The 21751-nt window shown below is 72.6% G+C and carries 20 protein-coding genes; 10 read left to right on the plus strand and 10 right to left on the minus strand.

Annotated elements, in window-relative coordinates:
- Positions 1-26: 26 nt before the first annotated feature.
- Positions 27-932, minus strand: coding sequence for a helix-turn-helix transcriptional regulator (locus tag ACLJPY_RS18110; protein ID WP_410589866.1), 906 nt, complete (start codon positions 930-932; stop codon positions 27-29).
- Between the two features lie 490 nt (positions 933-1422).
- On the opposite strand from ACLJPY_RS18110, the gene ACLJPY_RS18115 reads away from it, so the two are divergent.
- Together ACLJPY_RS18115 and ACLJPY_RS18120 are read left to right on the plus strand one after the other, a co-directional pair.
- On the plus strand, positions 1423-2229 hold the full coding sequence (locus ACLJPY_RS18115) for an AfsR/SARP family transcriptional regulator (RefSeq protein ID WP_410589868.1): 807 nt from the start codon (positions 1423-1425) through the stop codon (positions 2227-2229).
- Between the two features lie 68 nt (positions 2230-2297).
- Entirely contained in the window at positions 2298-2996 is a 699-nt protein-coding gene (locus ACLJPY_RS18120) for a winged helix-turn-helix transcriptional regulator (RefSeq protein WP_410589870.1), read from the plus strand.
- Between the two features lie 83 nt (positions 2997-3079).
- Here the strand turns inward: ACLJPY_RS18120 and ACLJPY_RS18125 are convergent, their stop codons facing one another.
- Both ACLJPY_RS18125 and ACLJPY_RS18130 read right to left on the minus strand, forming a co-directional pair.
- On the minus strand, positions 3080-4318 hold the full coding sequence (locus ACLJPY_RS18125; RefSeq protein WP_410589872.1) for an RNA polymerase sigma factor: 1239 nt from the start codon (positions 4316-4318) through the stop codon (positions 3080-3082).
- The gene (locus ACLJPY_RS18130) at positions 4315-4698 is read right to left on the minus strand and encodes a YciI family protein (RefSeq protein WP_410589874.1); all 384 of its coding nucleotides are present in this window, start codon (positions 4696-4698) and stop codon (positions 4315-4317) included. The genes ACLJPY_RS18125 and ACLJPY_RS18130 overlap by 4 nt, the downstream gene beginning before the upstream one ends.
- A 138-nt stretch (positions 4699-4836) precedes the next feature.
- Here ACLJPY_RS18130 and ACLJPY_RS18135 point away from each other — a divergent pair, with 138 nt between their 5' ends.
- On the plus strand, positions 4837-5496 hold the full coding sequence (locus ACLJPY_RS18135; protein ID WP_410589876.1) for a maleylpyruvate isomerase family mycothiol-dependent enzyme: 660 nt from the start codon (positions 4837-4839) through the stop codon (positions 5494-5496).
- 4 nt (positions 5497-5500) lie between these two features.
- Here ACLJPY_RS18135 and ACLJPY_RS18140 read toward each other — a convergent pair whose 3' ends face one another.
- On the minus strand, positions 5501-6121 hold the full coding sequence (locus tag ACLJPY_RS18140; RefSeq protein WP_410589877.1) for an L-threonylcarbamoyladenylate synthase: 621 nt from the start codon (positions 6119-6121) through the stop codon (positions 5501-5503).
- Positions 6122-6265: 144 nt separating this feature from the next.
- On the opposite strand from ACLJPY_RS18140, the gene ACLJPY_RS18145 reads away from it, so the two are divergent.
- Positions 6266-6778 carry a DUF899 family protein gene (locus ACLJPY_RS18145; RefSeq protein WP_410589879.1) on the plus strand — a complete coding sequence of 171 codons (513 nt, stop codon included), beginning with the start codon at positions 6266-6268 and terminating at the stop codon, positions 6776-6778.
- A gap of 169 nt (positions 6779-6947) precedes the next feature.
- Positions 6948-9314 carry a sensor histidine kinase gene (locus tag ACLJPY_RS18150; protein WP_410589881.1) on the plus strand — a complete coding sequence of 789 codons (2367 nt, stop codon included), beginning with the start codon at positions 6948-6950 and terminating at the stop codon, positions 9312-9314.
- Positions 9315-9580: 266 nt separating this feature from the next.
- Here the strand turns inward: ACLJPY_RS18150 and ACLJPY_RS18155 are convergent, their stop codons facing one another.
- Together ACLJPY_RS18155 and ACLJPY_RS18160 are read right to left on the minus strand one after the other, a co-directional pair.
- A complete protein-coding gene (locus ACLJPY_RS18155) occupies positions 9581-10186 on the minus strand; it encodes a DNA-binding response regulator (RefSeq protein ID WP_410589883.1) in 606 nt (201 codons plus the stop codon).
- A 304-nt stretch (positions 10187-10490) separates the two neighbouring features.
- On the minus strand, positions 10491-10682 hold the full coding sequence (locus tag ACLJPY_RS18160) for a hypothetical protein (RefSeq protein ID WP_410589884.1): 192 nt from the start codon (positions 10680-10682) through the stop codon (positions 10491-10493).
- A gap of 419 nt (positions 10683-11101) precedes the next feature.
- On the opposite strand from ACLJPY_RS18160, the gene ACLJPY_RS18165 reads away from it, so the two are divergent.
- Together ACLJPY_RS18165 and ACLJPY_RS18170 are read left to right on the plus strand one after the other, a co-directional pair.
- On the plus strand, positions 11102-11848 hold the full coding sequence (locus ACLJPY_RS18165) for a helix-turn-helix domain-containing protein (protein WP_410589886.1): 747 nt from the start codon (positions 11102-11104) through the stop codon (positions 11846-11848).
- A gap of 254 nt (positions 11849-12102) precedes the next feature.
- The gene (locus ACLJPY_RS18170) at positions 12103-12708 is read left to right on the plus strand and encodes a DNA-binding response regulator (RefSeq protein ID WP_410589888.1); all 606 of its coding nucleotides are present in this window, start codon (positions 12103-12105) and stop codon (positions 12706-12708) included.
- Positions 12709-12772: 64 nt separating this feature from the next.
- Here the strand turns inward: ACLJPY_RS18170 and ACLJPY_RS18175 are convergent, their stop codons facing one another.
- From ACLJPY_RS18175 to ACLJPY_RS18185, 3 genes are all read right to left on the minus strand, one after another.
- Entirely contained in the window at positions 12773-13951 is a 1179-nt protein-coding gene (locus ACLJPY_RS18175) for a sensor histidine kinase (RefSeq protein WP_410589890.1), read from the minus strand.
- A 262-nt stretch (positions 13952-14213) separates the two neighbouring features.
- Positions 14214-15659, minus strand: coding sequence for a SagB/ThcOx family dehydrogenase (locus tag ACLJPY_RS18180; protein ID WP_410589892.1), 1446 nt, complete (start codon positions 15657-15659; stop codon positions 14214-14216).
- Positions 15660-15704: 45 nt separating this feature from the next.
- On the minus strand, positions 15705-18020 hold the full coding sequence (locus tag ACLJPY_RS18185) for a TOMM precursor leader peptide-binding protein (RefSeq protein WP_410589893.1): 2316 nt from the start codon (positions 18018-18020) through the stop codon (positions 15705-15707).
- A gap of 287 nt (positions 18021-18307) precedes the next feature.
- On the opposite strand from ACLJPY_RS18185, the gene ACLJPY_RS18190 reads away from it, so the two are divergent.
- From ACLJPY_RS18190 to ACLJPY_RS18200, 3 genes are all read left to right on the plus strand, one after another.
- Complete coding sequence (locus tag ACLJPY_RS18190) at positions 18308-19003, plus strand: winged helix-turn-helix transcriptional regulator (RefSeq protein WP_410589894.1); 696 nt, start codon at positions 18308-18310, stop codon at positions 19001-19003.
- A gap of 162 nt (positions 19004-19165) precedes the next feature.
- Positions 19166-19741 (plus strand): hypothetical protein, encoded by a 576-nt coding sequence (locus tag ACLJPY_RS18195; protein WP_410589895.1) that lies wholly within the window; start codon positions 19166-19168, stop codon positions 19739-19741.
- Positions 19738-21066 carry a copper resistance CopC/CopD family protein gene (locus ACLJPY_RS18200; RefSeq protein ID WP_410589897.1) on the plus strand — a complete coding sequence of 443 codons (1329 nt, stop codon included), beginning with the start codon at positions 19738-19740 and terminating at the stop codon, positions 21064-21066. The genes ACLJPY_RS18195 and ACLJPY_RS18200 overlap by 4 nt, the downstream gene beginning before the upstream one ends.
- Before the next feature lie 21 nt (positions 21067-21087).
- Here ACLJPY_RS18200 and ACLJPY_RS18205 read toward each other — a convergent pair whose 3' ends face one another.
- Positions 21088-21741, minus strand: coding sequence for a maleylpyruvate isomerase family mycothiol-dependent enzyme (locus ACLJPY_RS18205; RefSeq protein WP_410589899.1), 654 nt, complete (start codon positions 21739-21741; stop codon positions 21088-21090).
- Positions 21742-21751: the final 10 nt, after the last annotated feature.

A 21751-nucleotide genomic window follows, 5' to 3' on the forward strand; every position in this document is an offset into this window, starting at 1 on the left:
CCCTCGGCTCGTGGCGGATCGGCGGATCAAGCGACGGCGCGCAGGTGCGGCCGCGAGGCGGCGAGCATGCGCTGGGTGTATGGCGACTGCTTCGAAGCGAGCGTGATCGCGATCGGCGCGTCGGTCGGCGCCGGGGCGCGCAACGCGATCCGGGCGTTCGAACGGCCTTCCGCCGCCACGTACACCGGCGCTTGGGCGATCGAGAACCGCGGCCCCGCGGTGCCCGGCTGGTGCTGCGCGACCGCGATCGCGGTCCAGTGGCCCGCCGGCGCGCCGTGGATGGTCAGCTCGCCGGAGTTCATGTTCGCCATGCCGCTGAAGGCGACCGGCCCGCACTGGGGCACCGGGTCGGCGAACAGCCCGACCAGCGTGTCCGCCGGTGCCGCGCCACCGGGCAGGTCCAGCTGGATCACCAGCTCGCCCGAACCCGCCTGCAGCGACGCGCAGCTGCGGCCGGCCGCGCGCAGCGTCCGCAACGGCGGGAGCCGCCGCAGCGTCGGGGAGATCGCCACCAGCAGCTCGGCGACCTGCGGTTCCCGGTACTGCGTCGGGGTCATCCCGACCGCCCGCGAAAAGCGGCTGGTGAAGGTGCCGACGCTGCTGTAGCCGACGGTGCACACGATGTCGGAGACGTTCAGCGACGTGGTCAGCAACAGGCGCTTGGCCTCGAAGAGGCGCACCGCGGTGATGAACCGCCCGGGTGTCACGCCGGTGGCGTCGGTGAACATCCGGGAGAAGTGGAACCGGCTGACGAACACTTCGGAGGCCAGTGCGGCGAGGGTGATCGGTTCGAAGTACCGCTCCCGGATCGTCGAGATCGCCTGCAGCACAGCGGGCCGGGCCGACCTGTCCACTCGCTCGAGGGCCGGCTCGCGAGCCTGGGCGTCGAACGCGCTGTCGTCCCCGACAGCCGCAATTGACCGCAACATCATCAGTCCAACCTCGAATCCCCTTGTGGCGGTTCTCCTGCTGCCAGGGAAGACGCCGTTTCTCGGAGATCGATTGACGCGCGATGGAGAAGTGCCACGCTCCAATTCACCCGTCCGCGGGACACCCGGTAGCCGCCGGGTGGTTCACCCGGCCGGCTCGTGCGGAACGCCCGGGTGCGGTGTGCCGGACGCCTGCCGCCAAGATCGTCGGCGGTCCCGCGGGACGCGCGTCTGGTCCGATCCGGGGACACCCCTTCCGGGCGAGGAGCGGGCTCCACCAGATGGCGGCGGGTGCGATCCGCACCCGCGGAACCTGCGGAACGCACGCCGGGACGGGAGCGATGCACGCCGGGTCCGGTGGGCGGCTCACTGGCCGCCGGGACGACTTCCTGTCACATTCGGATAGAGCCCGGAGTTCGGCGCCGTCCACCGACCCCGCGCGGCATGACCTGGGGAGCGCGAGGACGCGTTTTGACGATGCTGGAGGCCAGCCATGTACTCCGAACCGCAGCGAACCGACGAGCCGGCCGACGGCGCCGTCCACTTCAGCGTGCTCGGCCCACTGGAAGTGCTGCGCGACGGCGTCGATTACGCGCCGAGCGCACCGAAAGTGCTTTCCCTGCTCGCCGTGCTCGTGATGCGCCCGGGCAAGATGGTACACATCGACACCCTGATCCGGGAGCTGTGGTCGGACAACCCGCCCCGGACGGTGCGGACCACGCTGCACACCTACGTCTACCACCTCCGCCGGTGCATCGTCGAGCACGACCTCGCCGACGACGCCGAGAAGCTGCTGGTGACCAAGCAGTCTGGCTACACGTTCAACATCGATCCGTCCCAAGTGGACATCCACCGGTTCGTGCGGCTGCAGCAGGCCGGGTACGAGCGCCAGGGCGCCGGCGACCACACCGGTGCCGCCGAAGCCTGCCGCACCGCGCTCGACCTCTGGACCGGACCGCCGCTGGCGAACATCCACTGTGGACCGGTGCTGTCCGCGTACCGGACCGAGCTGCTCGAGCTGCGGCGCAGCGTCCTGCACCTGCGGATCGAAGCGGAGATCGTCAGCGGGCGGCACCGCGAGCTGATCGGCGAGCTGCGTTCGCTGACCACCGGCAGCCCCCTCGACGAAACCCTGCACGGGCAGCTGATGCGCGCGCTCGGCCGCAGCGGACGGCGGTCCGACGCGATGGCCGTCTACCGCACGCTCCGCACGCGGCTGGCCGGCGAGCTCGGCGTCGAACCGTGTGACGACCTGCAGTTGCTGCACCGAGACCTGATCTCCGAGGGCGACCACCGCTGAGCCGCCCGCTGCCTTCCGGCGTTCCGCCGGGCCACTGCACCGCCCCGAAGAAGAAGCGAGGAAGTTCGATGCCCACTCCGCACACCCGCGCCTACGGCCAGTTCTGCGGCGTCGCCCGCGCGCTCGAGATCATCGGCGAGCGCTGGTCGCTGCTGATCATCCGGGACCTGGTGCTCGGCGCGAAGCGCTACGACGAGCTGCAGGCCGGCCTGCCGAAGATCCCGCCGTCCATCTTGTCCGCCCGGCTCAACGAGCTGGAGGCCACCGGCGTGATCCGCCGCCGCGTCCGCGCCGAGTTCGACGCGGGCCTGGTCTACGAGCTGACCCAGTACGGCAGCGAACTCGACCACATCCTGCTGGACCTCGGCCTCTGGGGCGCCCGCTCGCTGAGCAAGCCGGCCGCCGACGACGTGGTCACCCTGGACGCGGCGATCCTGTCGCTCTACACGACCTTCCGCCCGGAGCAGGCCGAAGGCGTCCAGATCACCTTCGAGATCCGCTACGACGACCGCATGACGGTGCACGCCCTCGTCGAGGACGGCGCGGTCAAGGTGGGCGAAGGCCGCTTCCCCGGCGCCGAGCTGGTGATCCGGACCGGCCACAACGCCGCGCTGCTGGACCTGATGAGCGGCCAGCTCACCGCCGCCGAGGCGGTCCGCACGGGCAAGCTCGGCATCGAGGGCGAGTCGGCGGACCTCGAGCTGTTCGCGCAGCTGTTCCACGTCCCGGCGGCCCCGGAGCCGGCGACCGGCATCGTGGTCCGCTGAGGCGGGGCCCGGGCCTGCCGCGGCAGGCCCGGCCACCCTCGGCCCGATCGGGCCGGGGGCACTTTCACGTGAAAGTGCCCTCCTCAGGACCGGGGCAACCGCGCCTCGACCCGTGCCGCCTGCGCCTCCAGGTACCGCCGCTCCGGGCCGCTCTGTGTCCGCATCGCCGCCTTCAGGTAGTGCTCCCGCGCCTCCGCGGCCCGGCCCGCGTCCTCCAGCAGGTGGGCCCGGACCGCGTCGATCCGGCGGGCCACGTCCAGCTCGGCGTCGATCCCGTCCAGGACCGCGAGGCCGGCGTCGGGACCCGCCACCTGGGCGATCGCCACCGCCCGGTTCATCGTCACCACCGGGCCCGGCATCAGCTCGCCGAGCACGCCGTAGAGCTCCGCGATCTGCCGCCAGTCGGTCCGCTCCGTGCTGGGCGCTTCGTCGTGCAGGGCCGCGATCGCCGCCTGGACCTGGTACGGCCCCACCGGGCCGTGGCCCAGCGCCGACCGGACCAGCGCGACCCCCTCGGCGATCATCGCCGCGTCCCAGCGGCCCCGGTCCTGCTCCGGCAGCGGCACCAGCTCGCCGTCCGGGCCGGTGCGGGCGGCCCGCCGCGCGTGGGTCAGGAGCATCAGCGCGAGCAGGCCCGTCACCTCGCCCTCGCCGGGCCGCAGCGCGTGCACCGCACGGGCCAGCCGGATCGCCTCCGCGGCCAGCTCCTCGCGCAGCAGGTTCTCCCCCGACGTCGCCGTGTACCCCTCGTTGAAGATGAGGTACAGCACCTGGAGCACCACCCGCAGCCGCGCCGGGAAGTCCGACGGCGACGGCTCGCTGAACGTCGACCCCGCCGCGGCGATGCGCTCCTTCGCGCGCGTGATGCGCCGGGTCATCGTCGCCTCGGGCACCAGGAACGCGTGTGCGATCTGCGCGGTGGTCAGGCCGCCGACCGCGCGCAGCGTCAGCGCGACCTGCGACGGCGGCGACACCTCGGGGTGGCAGCACAGGAACAGCAGCGACAGCGTGTCGTCTTCGGCCGGCGGCCGCTCCTCGCCGGGCCCGGCGACGACCGTCACCGGCTCGCGCACGGCGATCGACTCCTCGCGCCGCCGTCGCGCGCTTTCGCTGCGCCAGTGGTCGGTGAGCCGCCGGGTGGCGACCGTGACCAGCCAGCTGCGCGGGTTGTCCGGGACGCCTTCGGCGGGCCACTGCTCGCTCGCCGCCAGGAGCGCCTCCTGCACGGCGTCCTCGCAGGCGTCGAACTGGCCGTACCGGCGGACCAGCACGCCCAGCACCTGCGGCACGAGCGGCCGCAGCACCTCGGCGACCGCGGTCACGCCATGGGCGCTTCCGGTTCGGCGCCGGCGAAGAAGACCACCTCGCGGACCTCGATGCCGAGCCCCTCGACGGCGGCGTCGGGAATCATCGCCGCGAGCTCGACCGCGCGCTCCTTGCTCGCGCACTCGACGAGGTAGTACCCGGCCAGGAACTCCTTCGTCTCCAGGAACGGGCCGTCGGTGACGGCGGGCAGGCCGCCGCGCACGCGCACGACGCTGCTGTCGCCGACCGCACCGAGCGCCTGCGTGCTGATCATCTCGCCGGACTCCCGGATCGTCCGGATGAAGTCCTGGTGCCCGGTCATGATGGTGTTCATCTCGGCCTCGGAGAGGTTCGCCATCACCTCGGGGTCCAGGTACATCGCCAGCAGGTACTTCACGTCCGGGCTCCCTTCGACCACCCTCGCCGCGTCCGGGGCCGAACATAGCCGACCACGGCGCAAGCGCGGAGTGGAGCCACCCCGCCGCCGGCTGCCAGCCTGGAGCGGGGCGGACGCGGAACCAGGAGGTGCGGACCGGTGGCCGACGTGTTCACGGACCTGCAGACCGAGACCGAAGCGCTGGCCGACCTGGCCGGTGGCCACGACGGCGGTCCCGGCCTCACCGCGCCCTTCGCCCGGCTCACGTCGACCGCGCGGCTGATCGCGCTCAGCGCCGAGAAGCCGGACGCGTTCGGCGTCACCCCGCAGATCTCCTACACCTCGCTCGACGAGGCGGTCGTGACCTGGCTGATCGAACAGCGGAAGGCCAACGCCCTGCTCGCCTCGGCCCCGGCCGAGCTGCTGCTGCCGTGGAGCGACGGCCCGCTGCGCCCGTCGGTGCTCGCCGCGGCCGCGCTGACCGAACTGTTCGCCTGCGGCCAGGACGTCGCCGACGCGCTCGGCGTCCCGGTCCGCCGCGACGACGCCATCGGGCACGTCGCCTACTACGGCGTCCGGACCCGCGACCACGCCTACCGGCGCCACCAGCTGACGCCGCCGGCCAAGCTGTTCCGGTTCGAACTGGCCGCGCCGTCGGGGACGCGGTGGAACTTCGGCCCGGCGGGCGCGACCGACCGCGTCACCGGTCCGGCCGAGGACTTCTGCCTGCTGGTGACCGGCCGCCGCTTCGCCGAAGACCTTTCGCTGGTGTTCTCCGGCAGGCACACCGCCGATTGGCTGGAACTGCTGGAACGCTGAGCGCCTACTCGAACGGCGCCGGATCACCCGCGCCGACGCGCAGGATCTCCGCCTCCCCGGAGGAGAAGTCGACGACGGTGGTCGGCTCGACACCGCAGTCCCCGGAGTCGAGCACCGCTTCGAGCTGGTTGTCCAGCTCTTCCTTGATCTCCCAGCCCTGCGTCATCGGCTCGCCCTCGCCCGGCAGCAGCAGCGTGCTCGACAGCAGCGGCTCGCCGAGTTCGGCCAGCAGGGCCTGGGTGACGCGGTGGTCGGGGATGCGCACGCCGACGGTCTTCTTCTTCTCGTGCATCAGCCGCCGCGGCACCTCCTTGGTGGCCGGCAGGATGAACGTGTAGCTGCCCGGCGTCGTCGCCTTGATCGCGCGGAAGACCGCGTTGTCGACGTGCACGAACTGCCCGAGCTGGGCGAAGTCCTGGCAGACCAGCGTGAAGTGGTGGCGGTGGTCCAGCTTGCGGATGGACCGGATGCGGTCGAGCCCGTCGCGGTTGCCCGGCCGGCACCCGAGTGCGAAGCACGAGTCGGTCGGGTAGGCGATCAGCCCGTCGTTCCGCAGGATCTCGACGACCTGGCCGAGCGCCCGCTTCTGGGGGTTGTCCGGGTGCAGGTCGAAATAGCGTGCCATGGGCAGAGCCTAGGGTCGGCGGCGCGACCCGGCACGGCGGCCCCGGGGCGTCTCCCAGCTTGCGGTACCCGGGCCGGATGCTGGGCCGGCTCCCCGATGCGGCCCACAATCCGCAGGGGAACCACAGCCAGGGAGGCCAGTCTGATGGAGCTGACCGTGCCGGAACTCGAGCGCCCCCGTGTCGTCGCCGGGTTCACGTACCTGTTCGAAGGCCCGCGAGGCCGGGTTTCGCTGAGCGAGCTCTTCGAGGGCAGGCCACTGCTGGCGGTGCACCACGCCATGCCCGACCACAGCGGCCCCGACGACGTCGTGCCGGTCGCCGACGTCGCCGCGGCGTTGCACGACCCGGGCCTGCGCCTGGTGCTCGTTTCCCGTGCGCCCTACGCCAAGCTCGAGCGGTACCGCAGGCACTTCGGCCGCAGCCTGCCCACGTATTCGGCGGCCGGCAGCGCGTTCGCCGAAGACTTCCCGGCGTCCCGGCGGCTGCCCGGCACGGCGGGCGGCGACTCCTGGGAGTTCGCCGAGGCGGGGCTCAGCTTCTTCCGGCAGCAGCCCGGTTCCGTCGTGCACACCGGATCGGTCGCGTTGACCCGGCTGGACTTCCTGCGCCTGCTCGGCGTCCCCGACCGCCTCGGGACGGAACCCGGCCACTGCTGATTCCGCGTTCCTCGCCGTCCCCGCCGCCGGTTCCGCCCGGTCACGCGCGGTTTCGCCTCTTTTCGGCCCACGGCAACGCACCTTTTGTGAGTTAGGATCGCCACGCACACACGTCGGCCGGGCCGCTGGGGCGCCCGGTTACCGTCGAGACGCCAGGGGGTCGACACTGATGTCTCCGGTCGCCACGCTCGAGCCTGCCACGGAGCTGTCCGCCACCGCGGAACCCCGCGGTACCACCGGGATCGACCGGCGCCCGCGGCTGGCTTCCCGGCTGGCCGGCGCCGTCATCGCCGTGGTCATCGCGGGTTTCTGCGTGACCGGCGCGTACAGCGCGATCCTGGCGACCCCGGTCGGCCTGGTCACCGGCGCCTACGGCATCGCGGCGGCGACCGCCATCCTGGCCATCCAGCTGTTCCACTTCAGCCGGGCCACCACCCGGCTGCACTCGACGACGAGCCAGGTGCTGCTGGTCGTCCTGGCGCTGCTGGCCTACGTGCCCGTCCTGACCTTCGGCGCGCCGTGGCTGGCGATGCCGACCTTCGTCGCCGCCAGCGGGCTGCTGACACTGCGCCCCCTGCTGGCCTGGCCGTTGTTCGCGCTCGTCACCGTCACCACCGCCTGGCTCTACAGCCTGTACGACACCCTGCTGACCACCGTCTACACGGCCGTCGCGACGGTCTTGTACGGCCTGGTCTTCTACCTGCTCGCCCGCCTGGTCCGGATGGTCAGCGAGCTGCACCGGGCCCGCACCGAGCTCGCCCGGCACGCGGTCGCCGAACAACGGCTGGCCTTCGCCAGGGACCTGCACGACCTGCTCGGCATCAGCCTGTCCGAGATCGCGCTCAAGGGCGAGCTCGCGTCCCGCCTCCTGCGGAGGTCGGACGAAGGCACCAAGGCCGAGCTCGCCGAGATCACCGCGACGGCGCAGCGCACGCTCACCGACGTGCGTGCGGTGTCCCACGGGTACCGCGAGCTCTCCCTGACCCGGGAGTCGCGGACCGCCGAGTCGCTGCTGGCTGCGTCGGACATCGCCGTCAAGGTCCACCTCGACCAGTCCGACCTGCCGGTCCAGGCCCGGACGCTGCTGGCCAAGGTGCTGCGCGAAGGCGTCACGAACGTGCTCCGGTACAGCGACGTCGAACACTGCGAGATCGACGTCCGCCAGCAGGGCGGCACGGTGTCCCTCGACATCGTCAACGACGGCGTGACGGCAGGCGACCTGCCACCGGAGTCCGGGAAGCTGCTGACCCGGCTGCCCGACGAGGTGAAGGCGCTCGGCGGCCGGGTGCACATCGGCACCGCCGCGGACGGCCGGTTCCGGCTGCACGTGGAACTGCCGGTGGTCACCGCACCGGAGACCACGGTCGACGACGTCGGCCGCCAGTCGCGGGCGGAGTCCAAGTGGGTCGGCAGGCTGCTGCCCGCGGTGTTCGGCCTGATGGGCGTCGTCGCGGTCGTGCACGCGATGCTGATCACCACGGCGGCCTGGGAGATCGCCCTGAACGCCGGGGCGGTCGTCGGCCTGCTGGTCCTGCAGTTCTCCTACTTCGACCGGCCCACCACCCGGCTGCGCTCGGCGCAGAGCTACGGCATGCTGTTCGTCCAGGCGTGCCTGATCTACCTGCCGCTGCTGGCGCTGCAGGACCACTGGGTCTCCATGCCCGCGCTGCTGATCGGCAGCGCGCTGCTGGTCATGCCCCCGGCGGCCGGCTGGCCGTTCTTCGCGTTGAACGTCGCCTTCTACGCCTGGATGCAGCACGTGGGCGAGCTCGGCCTCGAGAGCGCGATCTTCTACACCACCGGCACGATCATCGCCAGCGTGATCGTGTTCAGCCTGCTCTGGCTGGTCCGGCTGGTCGCGGAGCTGGACAGCACCCGGCGGCGGCTGGCCGAGATGGCGGTCGCCGAAGAGCGCCTGCGCTTCGCCCGCGACCTGCACGACCTGCTCGGGATGAGCCTGTCGGCGATCGCCCTCAAGAGCGAGCTGACCGCCCGGATGCTGCCGGTCGACCGGAACCGCGCGGCGGAGGAGCTGCGTGAGGTGCTGGGGCTGACGCACCAGGCGCTGTCGGACGTCCGTTCCGTGGCCAGCGGCTACCGCGAGCTGTCGCTGGACAGCGAGTCCCGGACGGCCCGGTCCGTGCTGACGGCGGCGGACGTCCGCGTGCGCATGGAGATGCTCGACGACGAGCTGCCGTCGCCGGTGCGGACGGTCCTGGCCGTCGTGCTGCGCGAAGGGGTCACGAACGTGCTCAGGCACAGCAACGTCGAAAGCTGCGAGATCGCGCTGCGCCGCACGGACGGCGGAGTCAGCCTCGACATCGTGAACGACGGCGTCGAGCGGGCGGGCTCCGGGGCACCGGCGGAGCAACTGCCCGGCCGACCGCCGGCGGTCCACCGTCCGGTACCGCGCGACACTTCCCCCGGCACCGGCATCGGCAACCTCTCCCACCGCGTCGCCGACCTCGGCGGCGAACTCACCGCAGGGGTGGAGCCGGACGGCCGGTTCCGGCTACGCGCGGCCGTACCGGTCTGACGACGGAGTCAGCCTCGGCATCGTCAACGACGGCGTCGAGCGGGCGGCCTCCGAGGCACCGGCAGAGCAACTGCCCGGCCGACCGCCGAGCGGTACCGCGCGACACATCACCCGGCACCGGCACCGGCAACCTCTCCCACCGCGTCGCCGACCTCGGCGGCGAACTCACCGCGGGGGTGGAGCCGGACGGCCGCTTCCGGCTGCGCGCAGCCGTACCGGTCTGACGGCGGAGTCCGGACCGGCACTGCGGTCCGGACCGTCGGCCGTCACAGCCAGCCGGCCTCCTCCGCGATGCGGATGGCGTCCACCCGGTTGCGGGCGTTGAGCTTGGCGACGACGGTCGTGAGGTAGTTGCGGACCGTGCCCGCGGACAGGTAGAGCCGTGCGGCGACGTCCACCGTCCCGTACCCCTGCGCCGTGGAGCGCAGCACGTCGAGTTCCCGGCAGGTCAGCGGGCAGTCGGCCGAGTCCCAGGCGGCCAGCGCCAGGTCGCCGTCGACCATCCGGCGGCCGGCGTGCACGCCCCGCACGGCGTTCGCGAGCTTGTCGGGCGGGGCGTCCTTGAGCAGGAACCCGCCGACCCGGGCGTCCAGGGCGCGCCGCAGCGTCCCCGGGCGGCCCAGGCTGGTGAGGATGAGGGTCCGGCACCCCGGCAGTTGTCCGTGCAGCTCACCGGCCGCGGTCAGGCCGTCCTTGCCGGGCAGGTCGATGTCGATGATGGCCACCTGCGCCTGCTCGGCGCGGGCGACCGGGAGGATCTCGAGGCCGGAGGCGACCTCGGCGACGACGTCGATGTCGGGTTCCAGCCGGAGCAGTGCCACCAATGCGCCCCGCACGATGTGCATGTCCTCGGCAACGAGCACTCTGATCACAGGTGCCTCCGTGCTCACGATTCCCCAGAAGTCGATTCTGACATTGTGTTCGTCGAATCGGTTGCACCATCCGGGCAGCATTCGGTGCTTGCCACGTCGAATGCGCGGACGGAAAGTAAGACGGCGGTTAAAAACCATCAACCGGCGATCGTGTGACTACCTGTCGTACTGGGCCACCCGGCCGGGCAACGGCCGGCGTCCGGGGTACCGCGGCAGCCGATCCGCCGCGGTCGCCGAGCCGGTCACCACCGGACCGACCGCCCCGCCGGTGACCAGCGCACCGGCGGCAACGACCTGGTGAGCCTCAGGCCGCGTCGAGCCAGGCTTCGTCGATGCGCGTGATGGTGGTGGCACAGGGACGGGACGGGCCGCCGGCCGGATTGCTCCAGTGCTCGAACCGGTCGATGACCAGAACCCCGGCCGCCTCAGCACCGGAGCACGAGACACCCATTGCGGAAAAAAGAGCGCGTACGTTCGCGGAAACCTGCTCGGACATTTGTACTCCCCAGTGGCGAAGATAAAAGCTTCAGGTGCCGTAAATCGTCGCCCGGCAACCCGTTGACAACCAGTGCCCGCATCACCGTGAAGCTGTGGTTTACAAATGGTCCGTAGGTTTTAATGACCGGCTCCGAACGGGCTAACAAGCCGGTGGAGCCCGGCAAATCACGGCCGTTTCGTCACCGCGCGCGATCAGCTGACCGCGGTACGCTGCCGTCGACGAGGGCCGTGTGCATTCGTCACATGCCGGAATACCCCGTTCGACACCCGGCTAATCACGCATGTGCAAAACGCATGTCGACCATCGGTGAAATCCATCCGCGCCGGTGCACAGAGCACTTAAGAAGTAGACGCCCGCGGACCTACAGTCTTAGGCGGAATCAAATTCCGCACCGTCGACTGGAGGGGACGGCCACCATGGATGAGATCGTCCGGCAAGCCGTGGCACGCGCCATCGTGACCATGCGAGACAACCTGGGCGAGCGGCTCACGATCGACGACCTCGCCCGCGCGGCCATGTTCAGCAAGTTCCACTTCACCCGGGTGTTCCTGCGGGTCACCGGACTGTCACCGGGGCGGTTCCTGTCGGCCCTGCGGCTGGCGGAGGCCAAACGCCTGCTGGCCACGACCGTGATCTCGGTGGCCGACATCAGCCACCAGGTCGGCTACAACAGCGTCGGCACGTTCAGCGCGCGGTTCAGCGGCAGCGTCGGCGTCTCGCCCTCCGGGTACCGCCACCTGCACGGCACGGCGCCGCGGATCGCCGACCGGCAGGCACCGGGCTCCGGCGCCACCGTGCGGGGGCAGCTGCGCGTCTCCTGCCCCGCCGACATCGGCCCGGTGTTCGTCGGGCTCTTCGCCGCCCGGATCGCCGAGGGCGCGCCGGCCCGGTACGCGATCCTGCCCGGACCGGGACCGTACGCGCTGGCCGACGTCCCGCAGGGCTCCTGGTACGCGCTGACGCACGCCTACGGGACCACCCCGCTCGACAACCACGGGCTGCGGCCGTTCACCGGCCTCACCGGTCCGGTGACCGTCCACCGTGGCGTCGCCGCGAGCCTGGCCGACGTCCGGCTGCGGCCGCGGCACGGCTTCGACCCGCCCGTCCTGCTGGCGCTGCCCGACCTGCGCCAGGCCGCCGTCTCCCGCCCGCTGGCGAGCTGAGCGGGCAATTGCGGCCCGCCGAATCCGCCGTCCGTTAATCCACGGGCGGCGGACTCACCGGTTCGGGTGGCAAGCAGCCATTCGGCGCACCGGCCGGCATTGCCGGGCCGCATTGCCGCACCGGCAGAACTCCGGTGGTGCGCCGGGAAATTCGGTATTACCGCGGTCGTCATCGTGCGGAAACACCGGCACCGGCACGCCATGGCGTACAATTGCCGTTCGGGGGTCGCCGAACTGGGGTGCGAGGTACGGTCGTGATCAAGGTATTGCTGGCGGAGGACATGCACATGGTCCGCGGCGCCCTGGTCGCCCTCCTGAACCTCGAGTCGGACATCGAAGTGGTGGCCGAGGTGTCCTCGGGCGACCAGATCCTGCCGGCCGCGAAGGCGGCCCAGCCCGACGTCGCGATCATCGACATCGACCTGCCGGGCAAGGACGGGCTGTCCGCGGCGATCGAGATCCACGAAAGCCTGCCCGCCTGCCACACGCTCATCCTGACCAGCCTCGGCCGCCCGGGCACGGTGCGCCGGGCGCTGGACGCCAAGGTGAACGGCTTCCTGCTGAAGGACGCGCCGTCGGACAAGCTCGCGAACGCCGTGCGGTCGGTCGCCATCGGCCGCCGGGTCATCGACAGCGAGCTGGCCCTGGCCGCCTGGGAGACCGACGACTGCCCCCTGACCCCGCGCGAGGTCGAGATCCTGGGTCTGGCCGCGAAGGGGCGCACGGTTTCCGACATCGCCTCCGAGCTGTTCCTCTCGGCCGGCACGGTCCGCAACTACCTGGCGTCCGTCGTGACGAAGCTGAACGCCCGCAACCGGGTCCACGCCATCCGCATCGCCACCGAGGCCGAGTGGCTCTGATCCGCGGGGCCGCCCGGGACGTCCGCCACCGCCGTCGAGAAAGCGCTTCCGGACGACCGGACGCCTAGACCGCGCCGTGTCCCAGCGGGATCGCCACCAGCAGCCGGTGGGTGCCGTCGGGCCCCGCTTCGGCCGTCAGCGTGCCGTTCAGGACGTCGAGGCGGTCACGCAGGTTGCGCAGCCCCGAGCCGGCGTCCACGCCGCCGTCGGCCGCGCCGGTCGCCCCGTCGTTGACGATCTCCAGCCACGCCGTCCCGTCCTCGGCGCTCACCGAAAACGCGCACCAGCTCGCGGTGCTGTGGCGGACCACGTTCGTGACGCCTTCGCGCAGCGCCGTCACCAGCGTGGTGGCCACCCGCGGCGGCAGGTCGTCGACACCGGAGCGGGCCACGGTCACGCGGGTCCCGGCCGCGCTCAGCACGTCGGCCGCGGCCCGGCACTCCTCCTCGAGCGACAACTGGCGGTACCCGGCGGCGATCGTGCGAACGTCGGCCAGCGCGCGCCGCGACATCACCAGCAGCTCGGCCAGCTCCTCCTTCGCCTGCGTGGGCCGGGTGGCCAGCAGCCGGTCGACGAGTTCACCCTTGAGGGTGATCGCCGAAAGGCTGAGTCCCAGCAGGTCGTGCAGGTCGCGGGAGAACCGCTTGCGCTCTTCGGCGATGGACTGCCGCTTCAGCTCGCGCACTTCGTCGTCCCGTTCGTCCACCAGCCGCGCGGCCGTGCCCAGCCCGAACAGGGTGAGGGCGGCGACCCCGGCGGTCACCGCGGCCGCCACGCCGGTCTCCACCGAGGCACCGGGCCAGGCCGTCACGAGCCCGGCGACGGCGCACGCCGGCAGCGCGCCGGCCACCGCCTTCGCCGGTGGGTGCACCAGCAGCAGCCCGCCGGCGAAGAACCCGATCGCCGGGCTCCACGAGCCGCCGAACTGCAGCAACGGCCCGAAGCTCAGCGCGGCCTGGACGACGAGGACCAGCGCGGGACGGGCCACGCTGCCGTAGGCGAACCAGGCCAGGTGCCCGCCCGACAGGGCCACCGCGCAGGCCAGCGCGGCCAGCCGCGCGAACCACGACCCGCCGCCGATCAGCACGGGCAGGAACGCCAGCAGCGCCACGCCACCCGCCCCCGCCGCCTGCGCGCCGAGCACGAGCGCGCGGATACCCGGCCGCTCCCGCTTGAACGGAGAGACCTGCCCGTCGTCCCGTCCCCGGAACCCTGCACCGCGAATGCGCAGCGGCCGAACCACGGCACCCTCCCGGCAAGCCCCCATGCCCCAGTGGTTACAAAGGTAACAGGACAGGACGTTCCGGGCGGGCCGCTCCGCCGGGGCTCGTACCGAAATCGTCCGGTGGCCGCGCCGGGGTGGGCCGATGGTGCCCTTCCTCGCGTCTGATGGGACGAAGAGCCCGCCACCGCACCAGCCCGGCCGCGGCGGACAAGGGCTGCTCCGGCGGGGGCGTCCGCTCCGGCCCGCGCCGGCGGCACCCCGCCGGCTTCGAGGACCGGCCCTACCGGGCGATCGGGAAGTCCAGCACGCACTCCCCGACGCTCACCTCCGCCGGCCACTCCAGTTTCAAGGAGCGGTCCACCCGATCACCGGCGTCGACCGGGACGGCGTGCGCGGTCAGCCCCATCGCCTTGGCCGCCAGGTAGAGGACCTGCTGGAGGGCGCCCACGTGCACCAGGGTCGTCGCGTACGCGGCGTTGCCGAGCACCCAGGCGACCCGGGACATCCGGGCGGTCATCGTCAGCAGCACCGAGGGCCGGCGGCGGCTGCCGGCGCCGATCATCGCCAGGTCGAGCATGCCGTCCAGGACGCCCATGTCGTCGTTGATCAGCGTCAGCGCGTGCCACAGCGGGTCGTAGTGGTAGATCCCCCTGGCCAGTCCCGCGCACCGGTTGATCCCGACGTAGATTTCGAGCTCGTACAGGCAGGCGACGCTGAAGTACGGCCGCTGCGACGCCTCGTGGCCGGGGCCGCCGGGCAGGTAGGCCGGCCCGACCGACTTGACCCGCGCCGCGCGGTAGAGCAGCTCGCCGACCTGTTCGGCGGACAACGCGCGCTCGGTGACCTCCGGGCACGTGTGGTCGTGCTCGAGGAGGGTGCTCAGCGGCGGATCGGTCGCGTCGATCGCCGCCTGGTCGGGCCGGCGGAGCGGGAAGGTGGGGCCGGCGGTGATCTGCTTGACCACCGGCGGTTCCGCGCCCGCCCGGCGGGCCTCGCGGTCCGGCGGCGGGCCCTTCTGCCACGTCCGGCTGCGGGTGTGGAACCGCAGGTCCTCCGGCGACCAGACGGCCAGTTCCGCGTCGGTGTCCTCGGCGAACGACGCCCAGTCGTCGGCCACCAGCACCACACCCGCGGCCACCAGGAACCCCACGACGTCGGCGACGAGCGGCTCGGCCAGCCCGGTGGCCTCGGCGACCTGCGCGACCGTCACCGGACCGGCCAGCGACGACGCCACGGTCATGGCGGGCGGCCGCAGCAGCGCGACCCGGTACCGGGCGCGGGGCGACTCGAGCAGCAGGCCGCCGTCGTCCGGGCGCATCGCCGAGAACCGGGACAGCTTGATCAGCCGTCCGGCGGGCACCGGACCGGCCGGGAAGACCGGGAACTGGGTCACCGGGATCGCCGAGAGCACCGGCCCGCGGCCGTCGTTGAGCGCCAGCGAATGCACGACCGAGCCGGACAGCCGGTTGAGCACCTTGCGCAGCGGGGCCGCCCAGGCTTCCGCGCCGCCGCTGACCGACGACGCCAGGTTGCCCATCGACACCGGCCCGAGCACCATCCGGCTCAGCGACTCGCGGACCGGGCGGGGGATCCCCGCCAGCTCGTACTCGCCCCACCAGGTGATCGCGACGACCGTGTCGTCGTCGCCCGCCTCCAGCAAGGTGTCTTCGGTGAGGGACCAGAGCCGGACGGTCTCCGGGATCCCTTCCGGGCGGTCAGCAGGCAAGGCCAACTCCTCAAGCGAACAGCGAACACCGCGCCCGCGGGCGCCTCACAGGAACATCGGGAACGGGTTGAGCCGCTCGTACGGGGTCGGCGCGTCGAGCCGGCCCAAGCGGACCGGGACGTCGAAGAGCCGTCCCGGCGCGAACCGGGCCCAGAACGGGCGGAGCCCCGGCGCGAGCACCTTGACCACCGGGATCCCGACGTCCGGCCGGGTCTGGTCGAGCACCAGCAGGTCCAGCCCGGCGCGGCCGAACACCCGGCCCAGTGCCTCGACGTCGTCGCGGACGTCGGCCCGGCTGACGAACGGGAAGTCCGCGGCGGTCCGCATCCGCTGTCCCGCCGCGGGCCGCAGGTACGGCTGGTTCGCGACGGTGGCGTGCGCGAGCCAGCGGCGCGCGTCCGGGTCTTCGAGGCCGTGGCCGGCGACCTGCACGATGGGCAGCATCTGGTTGAGCTCGGTCACCGCGCGGCGCACCGCGATCCGCGGGTCGAGGTGCGCGCCGAAGCCGAGCATGATGTCCTCGTGCGGGCTGTCGATCCGCCGGGACACCGCGGCGGCCACCGGGACACCCAGGTCCGACGTCACGTCGAGGACCCACAGCTCGCGGCCGATCGCCGTGTAGTTCCGGGTCATTTCCGGCAGCCACGGGTCGGCGAAGGACGCGAGGTCGACGCCGGGCACCGGCGTGCGGTTGTACCACCACAGCGCGACCGCGTCGCGCTCGACGAGCTCGAGCGCGCCCTGCAGGATCGCGTCCTCCAGGCTGCTGCCGGCCGCGGCGCCGTTGGAGTCGGCGAGCACGCCGCGCGCCGACCCCTCCCGCGGGGTGCCGTAGTACAGGTAGGAAGTCGGCAGCAGGCGGCGGCGGCCGGACTGCGACCACACCGGCGTCCAGTCGATCCGGGCGGTGCAGTCGAACGGTTCGCCGACGTGCTGGAAGTCCGCGTGCTCGCGGTTCCAGACCGCGCGCTCGGCGTACTGCCGGTCCGCGAAGAGCATGCACTCGTTGGGGTGGAGGGTTTCCTCGCCCAGTTCGTCGTAGGACCCGCGGATCCGCAGTTCGTCGCCCTGGAAGTTGCCGGAGAACCGTTCCGCGGCCTCGCAGAGCGCGCCGACCTCGGCGTCGAGCGGGCTGACGCCCTTGCCGCCGTTCTCGCACCGCAGCCCGGCGCGCAACCCGGCCATCCCGGTGACGCCCCTGGCGAGGTTGGGCCCGGAGCGGTAGGCGTTGGCGAACCAGGGCGCGGCCGGGTCCGGCTGGATCTCCTTGATGATCCCGGTGACCGGGCTGACCAGGTGCCGGTGCCGTTCGAGCATCTGCGCCGGCGTCGCCGTGCGGTGTCCGCCGCCCCCGGTGGTCGCCTTCCGGGCCGGCTGCAGCACGACCGGGCGCATCGAACGCCACGCCACCAGCCACGGGTCGCCGCAGCGGGGGCACTGCGGGCGGCGGCGCAGCTCGTGCAACCTGCCCTGCAGGTCGAGCGTGTCGAGCGTCCACACGCACTGCTGGCCGCGGTGGCGGTACCCGGCCACCCACTTGGCCGCCTCCAGCGCGATGAGGTGCGCCGCGGCCGCCGTGAGCGGCGGCAGCGCCGAGATCGGGCGGCGGGCCGGACCGGCGTGGCCGAGCTCCTGCTGGACGCACGCCTCGGCGTGCCGGTGGCCCCACAGCCGGTGCGTCAGGCAGTGCCAGCAGGCGCCGTCGGGCTGCAGCAGCGGCCCGATCCACACCTGGGCCCCGAACGGGCGCGCCAGCAGCCACGGCCGCCCGGCCCGCCGGTGCTCCGCGTCGATCCGGGCCAGCTGCGGGTCGAGGTAGTCCGCGCACAGCACCACCGTCAGCTCGGCCGGGCCGGCGTCCGGGGGCACCACCTCGAGGCCGGCGCCGTCCAGTGCCCGTTCGACCGCGCCGCGGTCGACACCGTCGGCGGTGTCGCCCACCGCGACCAGCCGCACGGTGCCCTGCCGCGCGGCGACGACGTCGGCGTCGACGCCACAGGCGTCCCAGTAGGCCAGCGCGCGCTCGTCACCGACGCGTGGTTCGGCGGGCCGGCTGCGCATCGTCACCAGCCCGGCGTCGACCAGCTGCGTCAGCAGCGCGGCGACCTCCTCCGGCGCCATCCCGCCGGGACGGCCGCGCAGCAGCCGCTCGAGGTCGTGCGTGCCGTCCAGCAACGCCGCCAGCGACTCGATCTTGGCGCCGCGCATCGCGATGACGCCCTGCTCGGAAAACAGGTACGCGCCCTTGCCCGCCCGCACCTCCGCCCGCAGGTGCCGCCGGAAGGCGGGAGCCGGGGCGATCGCCGCCGCGGAGTCGCCCTCGTTGTCCGGAACCCTCGCGTCCACCGCTGAATTGCGCATGCGCTCTCCTGTCGGTCACCGGGTGGGCAGGACGGGAAATCCGAATCCTGCTCCCCCCGGTGACCTCGCGGCCAGTGCCGTGCGCACGACGAAAACGTGCGAAACGCACGGCCGGACCTGGGAAACGCACGGGGTGGGAGTGCACGGCTCACTGGCCGGGCGCAGCGGGCAACCGTCACCGTAGACAGCGACGCCCGCGCGGCACGGCGCACCGTAACCGAACTCGCGGCCCTGCGCGAATCGGACCGCTCCGCGGCCGGCACTCCGACACAAGTGAGGACCCGAGTATGCCAACATCTGCTCGCACCTACGGACAGTTCTGCGGCCTCGCCCGGGCACTCGAGATCGTCGGTGAGCGGTGGTCGCTGCTCGTCGTGCGTGACCTCATGCTCAGCCCGAAGCGGTTCACGGACCTGCAGCGGACCCTCCCGCGGATCCCGGTGAGCATCCTGACCTCGCGCCTCAACGAGCTCGAGGAAGCGGGTGTCATCCGGCGCCGGGTCCTGTCGCAGCTGGACGCCGGCGTCGTCTACGAACTCACCGAGTACGGCGGCGAACTCGACCAGATCGTGCTCGACCTCGGCCTGTGGGGCGCGCGGTCGCTGAGCTACCCGAAGCCGGACGACGCGTTCACGCTGGACACGGCGATCATCTCGCTGTACGCGACCTTCCAGGAGGAAGCCGCCGCGGGCGTCCGCCTCAACTACGAGCTGCACCACCTCGGCGGCGAGATGATCGTGCACGCGATGGTCGACGACGGCGCGCTCAAGGCGTCCGCCGGCGCGCTGCCCGACGCCGACCTGGTGATCGAACCGCAGGGACCGGCGTTGTTCGACCTGTTCACCGGCAGCCTGTCGGCCCAGGACGCGATCGACGGCGGCAAGGTGCGGCTGGAGGGCGACCCCGCCCACCTCGACGTGTTCACCAAGCTGTTCCACATCCCGCCGGCGCCGGAACGCTCGACCGGCCTCACGCTCCACTGATCCGCGCTCCGTTCCGGGGCGGGACGACGCGGAACCGCGCGCAATCCGCCGGGTGCCGCAATTCCCGCTCCGGAATCAGCATTCTGGAGTAATCTGCGGCCGACCGCGGGCGGATATCGTCGACACACACCGATTGCCGTTTTCACGAACCCTGGGGTCAGCATGTCGACGTCCGAAATCGCCCGGCCGGGCGGGTTCCTCGGCGGGCTCAACAGCCGCCACCACCACCGCGCCCTCGCGGTGTTCATGGTCATCGTGCTGGCGCACTGGGCCGAGCACGTCGTGCAGGCGATCCAGATCTACGGTCTCGGCTGGCCGACCTCCCGCGCCCGCGGTGTGCTCGGGATGCCGTTCCCCTGGCTCATTTCGCAGGAATGGCTGCACTACGGCTACGCGCTCGTCATGCTGGTGTTCCTCTGGGCCCTCCGGCGCGGGTTCGCGGGCCGGTCGCGGCAGTGGTGGAACCTCGCGCTGGGCATCCAGTTCTGGCACCACATCGAGCACCTGCTGCTGTTCATCCAGGCGCAGAGCGGCTGGCGGCTGGCCGGGCAGAAGGTGCCCACCAGCATCATCCAGCTCCTGGTGCCGCGGGTGGAACTGCACCTGTTCTACAACACGATCGTCACCATCCCGATGATCGTCGCGGTCGTGCTGCACCGGCGGGCTTCGGCCGCCGAGCGCGAGCTGACCGGCTGCTTCTGCGGTGTGCCGAGGCACCCCGCGCTCGCCGCGTCGTGAAGCGGGCGCTGGCGCTGCTGGCACTGCTCGCCGGCTGGCTGCTCGTCACCGCCGCCCCGGCGTCGGCGCACGTCGAAATCACCTCCTCGACCCCGGCGGACGGCGCCCGCCTGACCGCGGCGCCGTCGCTGGTGTCGATCACCCTGTCGGAGAACATCGGGATCCAGCCCAGGTCGATCAAGGTCGTCGACCTCGAAGGACGGCAGGTGGACTCCGGGCCGGTGTTCCAGCCCGGTGCCGTGGCGGAGCAGGTCGGCGTCCGGCTGCGGCCGGACCTGCCGGACGGCAGCTACCTCGTCGAGTACGCCTTCGTCTCGGCCGACTCCCACCCGGTGCGCGGCACCCTGGCGTTCGTGGTGGGCGCCGGGCCGCTGGTGACGTCGGCCGGCGCGGTGTCGGCGGCGACGGGCACCGACCCGGTGGTCGACGCGACGGCGACCGCGGCCCGCTGGCTGGCCTACCTCGGCGTCGTGCTCCTCGGCGGCTTGGCGTTCGTGGTGCTGTGCCGCCCGGCGGCCCGCACCGACCGACGGGCCCGTCGCCTGCTGACCGCCGGCGCCGGGCTGGTGGCGGTGACGGCCGTGGCCGCGTTCGTGCTGCAGGGGCCGTACGCGGCCGGCCGGAACATCGAGGCGGTGTTCGACACCGGCCTGCTGGCGGACACCCTGCGCGTGGCGTACGGGAAGCTGCTCCTCCTGCGGCTGGCCGCGGTGGCGGCGTTCGCGCTGCTGGTGCCGCGGCTGCTGCGCCCGGACCTGCCGGACCGGCTGCGGTCCCGCCACGAAAACCTCGCCGTGGTGACCGGGTTCGTCCTGCTCCTGACGTTCTCGGCGACCGGCCACCCGGTCACGGACCCGGTGCTGTTCTTCTCGGTCGGCGCGGACCTGGTGCACTTCGGCGCGATCGCGGTCTGGGCGGGCGGCCTGGTCCAGCTGGCCCTGTGCCTGTACCGCCCGGCCCCGGACGAAGACCTCGGCCCGGTCGCGACCCGCTTCTCCCGCATCGCGGCGAGCTCGGTGGCGGCGATCGCCGTCAGCGGCGCGGTGCTGGCGATCCGCATCATGCCGTCGCTGACGTCGCTGTGGACGACCAAGTTCGGCTTGCTGGTGCTGCTGAAGGCGGCCGGGTTCGCGCTGCTGCTGGCGGTGGCGAGCCGGTCCCGCCGGGTGGTGCAGCGTGGCCTGGCGGTCCCGGGCCCGAGCAGCGGCACGACGATCACGACCGACCTGCGAAAACTGCGTCAAGCGGTGGCGGTGGAGGTGCTGCTGAGCGTGGTCGTCCTGGCCCTGGCGGCGCTGCTGACGGTCACCGCACCGGGCGGCTGAGCGGCACTCCTCCTGGCCCGCTCACACGCCGGGGTGCGTGGGCGGGGTGAACGGTCCCCAGGTGAACGCGGCCAGCCACGGCTCCGGTGCGGCGCTCCACTCCAGGGCCGCCAGCTGGGCCGGCGAGCGCCGGCCCGCCAATGCCCGGTACAGGTCGTGCGCCGGGGCCGTGACCGACACCTTCGGCCGGCCCGTGCCCGCCGTCCACCTCGATCCGCCCGTCGTCCGCAGGTCGACGGCGGGGAGCCCGCGGCCCGCCACCGAGGCGGAGAAGCCGCGGACCAGCACGTCGAAGCTCGGCGCCCAGGCCAGGTGCTCCACCGGCGGCGGCACCCCCAGTGCCGCGCGCAAGTCGAGTTCGTGCGTGTAGGCGTCCATCACCATGACCTCGCCGCTGCGCCCGCCCGCCTCGGCGAGCCGCCGGTCGAGCTCCTCGCCGAGGTCGTCCCAGCGGTCGAGGAGCTCCGGCACCGTCCCGGCCGGGGCCGGCGGGGTGCCGCCGTGGCGCGCGAGGACGCGCGAGGCGATGGCGGTGAGGTGGCCGAGCAGGTCGGTGACGGTCCACTCCGGACACGCCGGGACCGGGCGGCGGTACGTGCCCGGCCGCCCCTCGAGCAGCGCGCGGACGGCGCGGCGCACTTCCGGGTAGGCCACGAAGTCCGGCGCCGCTGTCACCCGTTCCACC

Origin of the sequence: Amycolatopsis sp. lyj-23 (genome assembly GCF_046549135.1) — a bacterium.
Taxonomy (GTDB): Bacteria; Actinomycetota; Actinomycetes; order Mycobacteriales; family Pseudonocardiaceae; genus Amycolatopsis.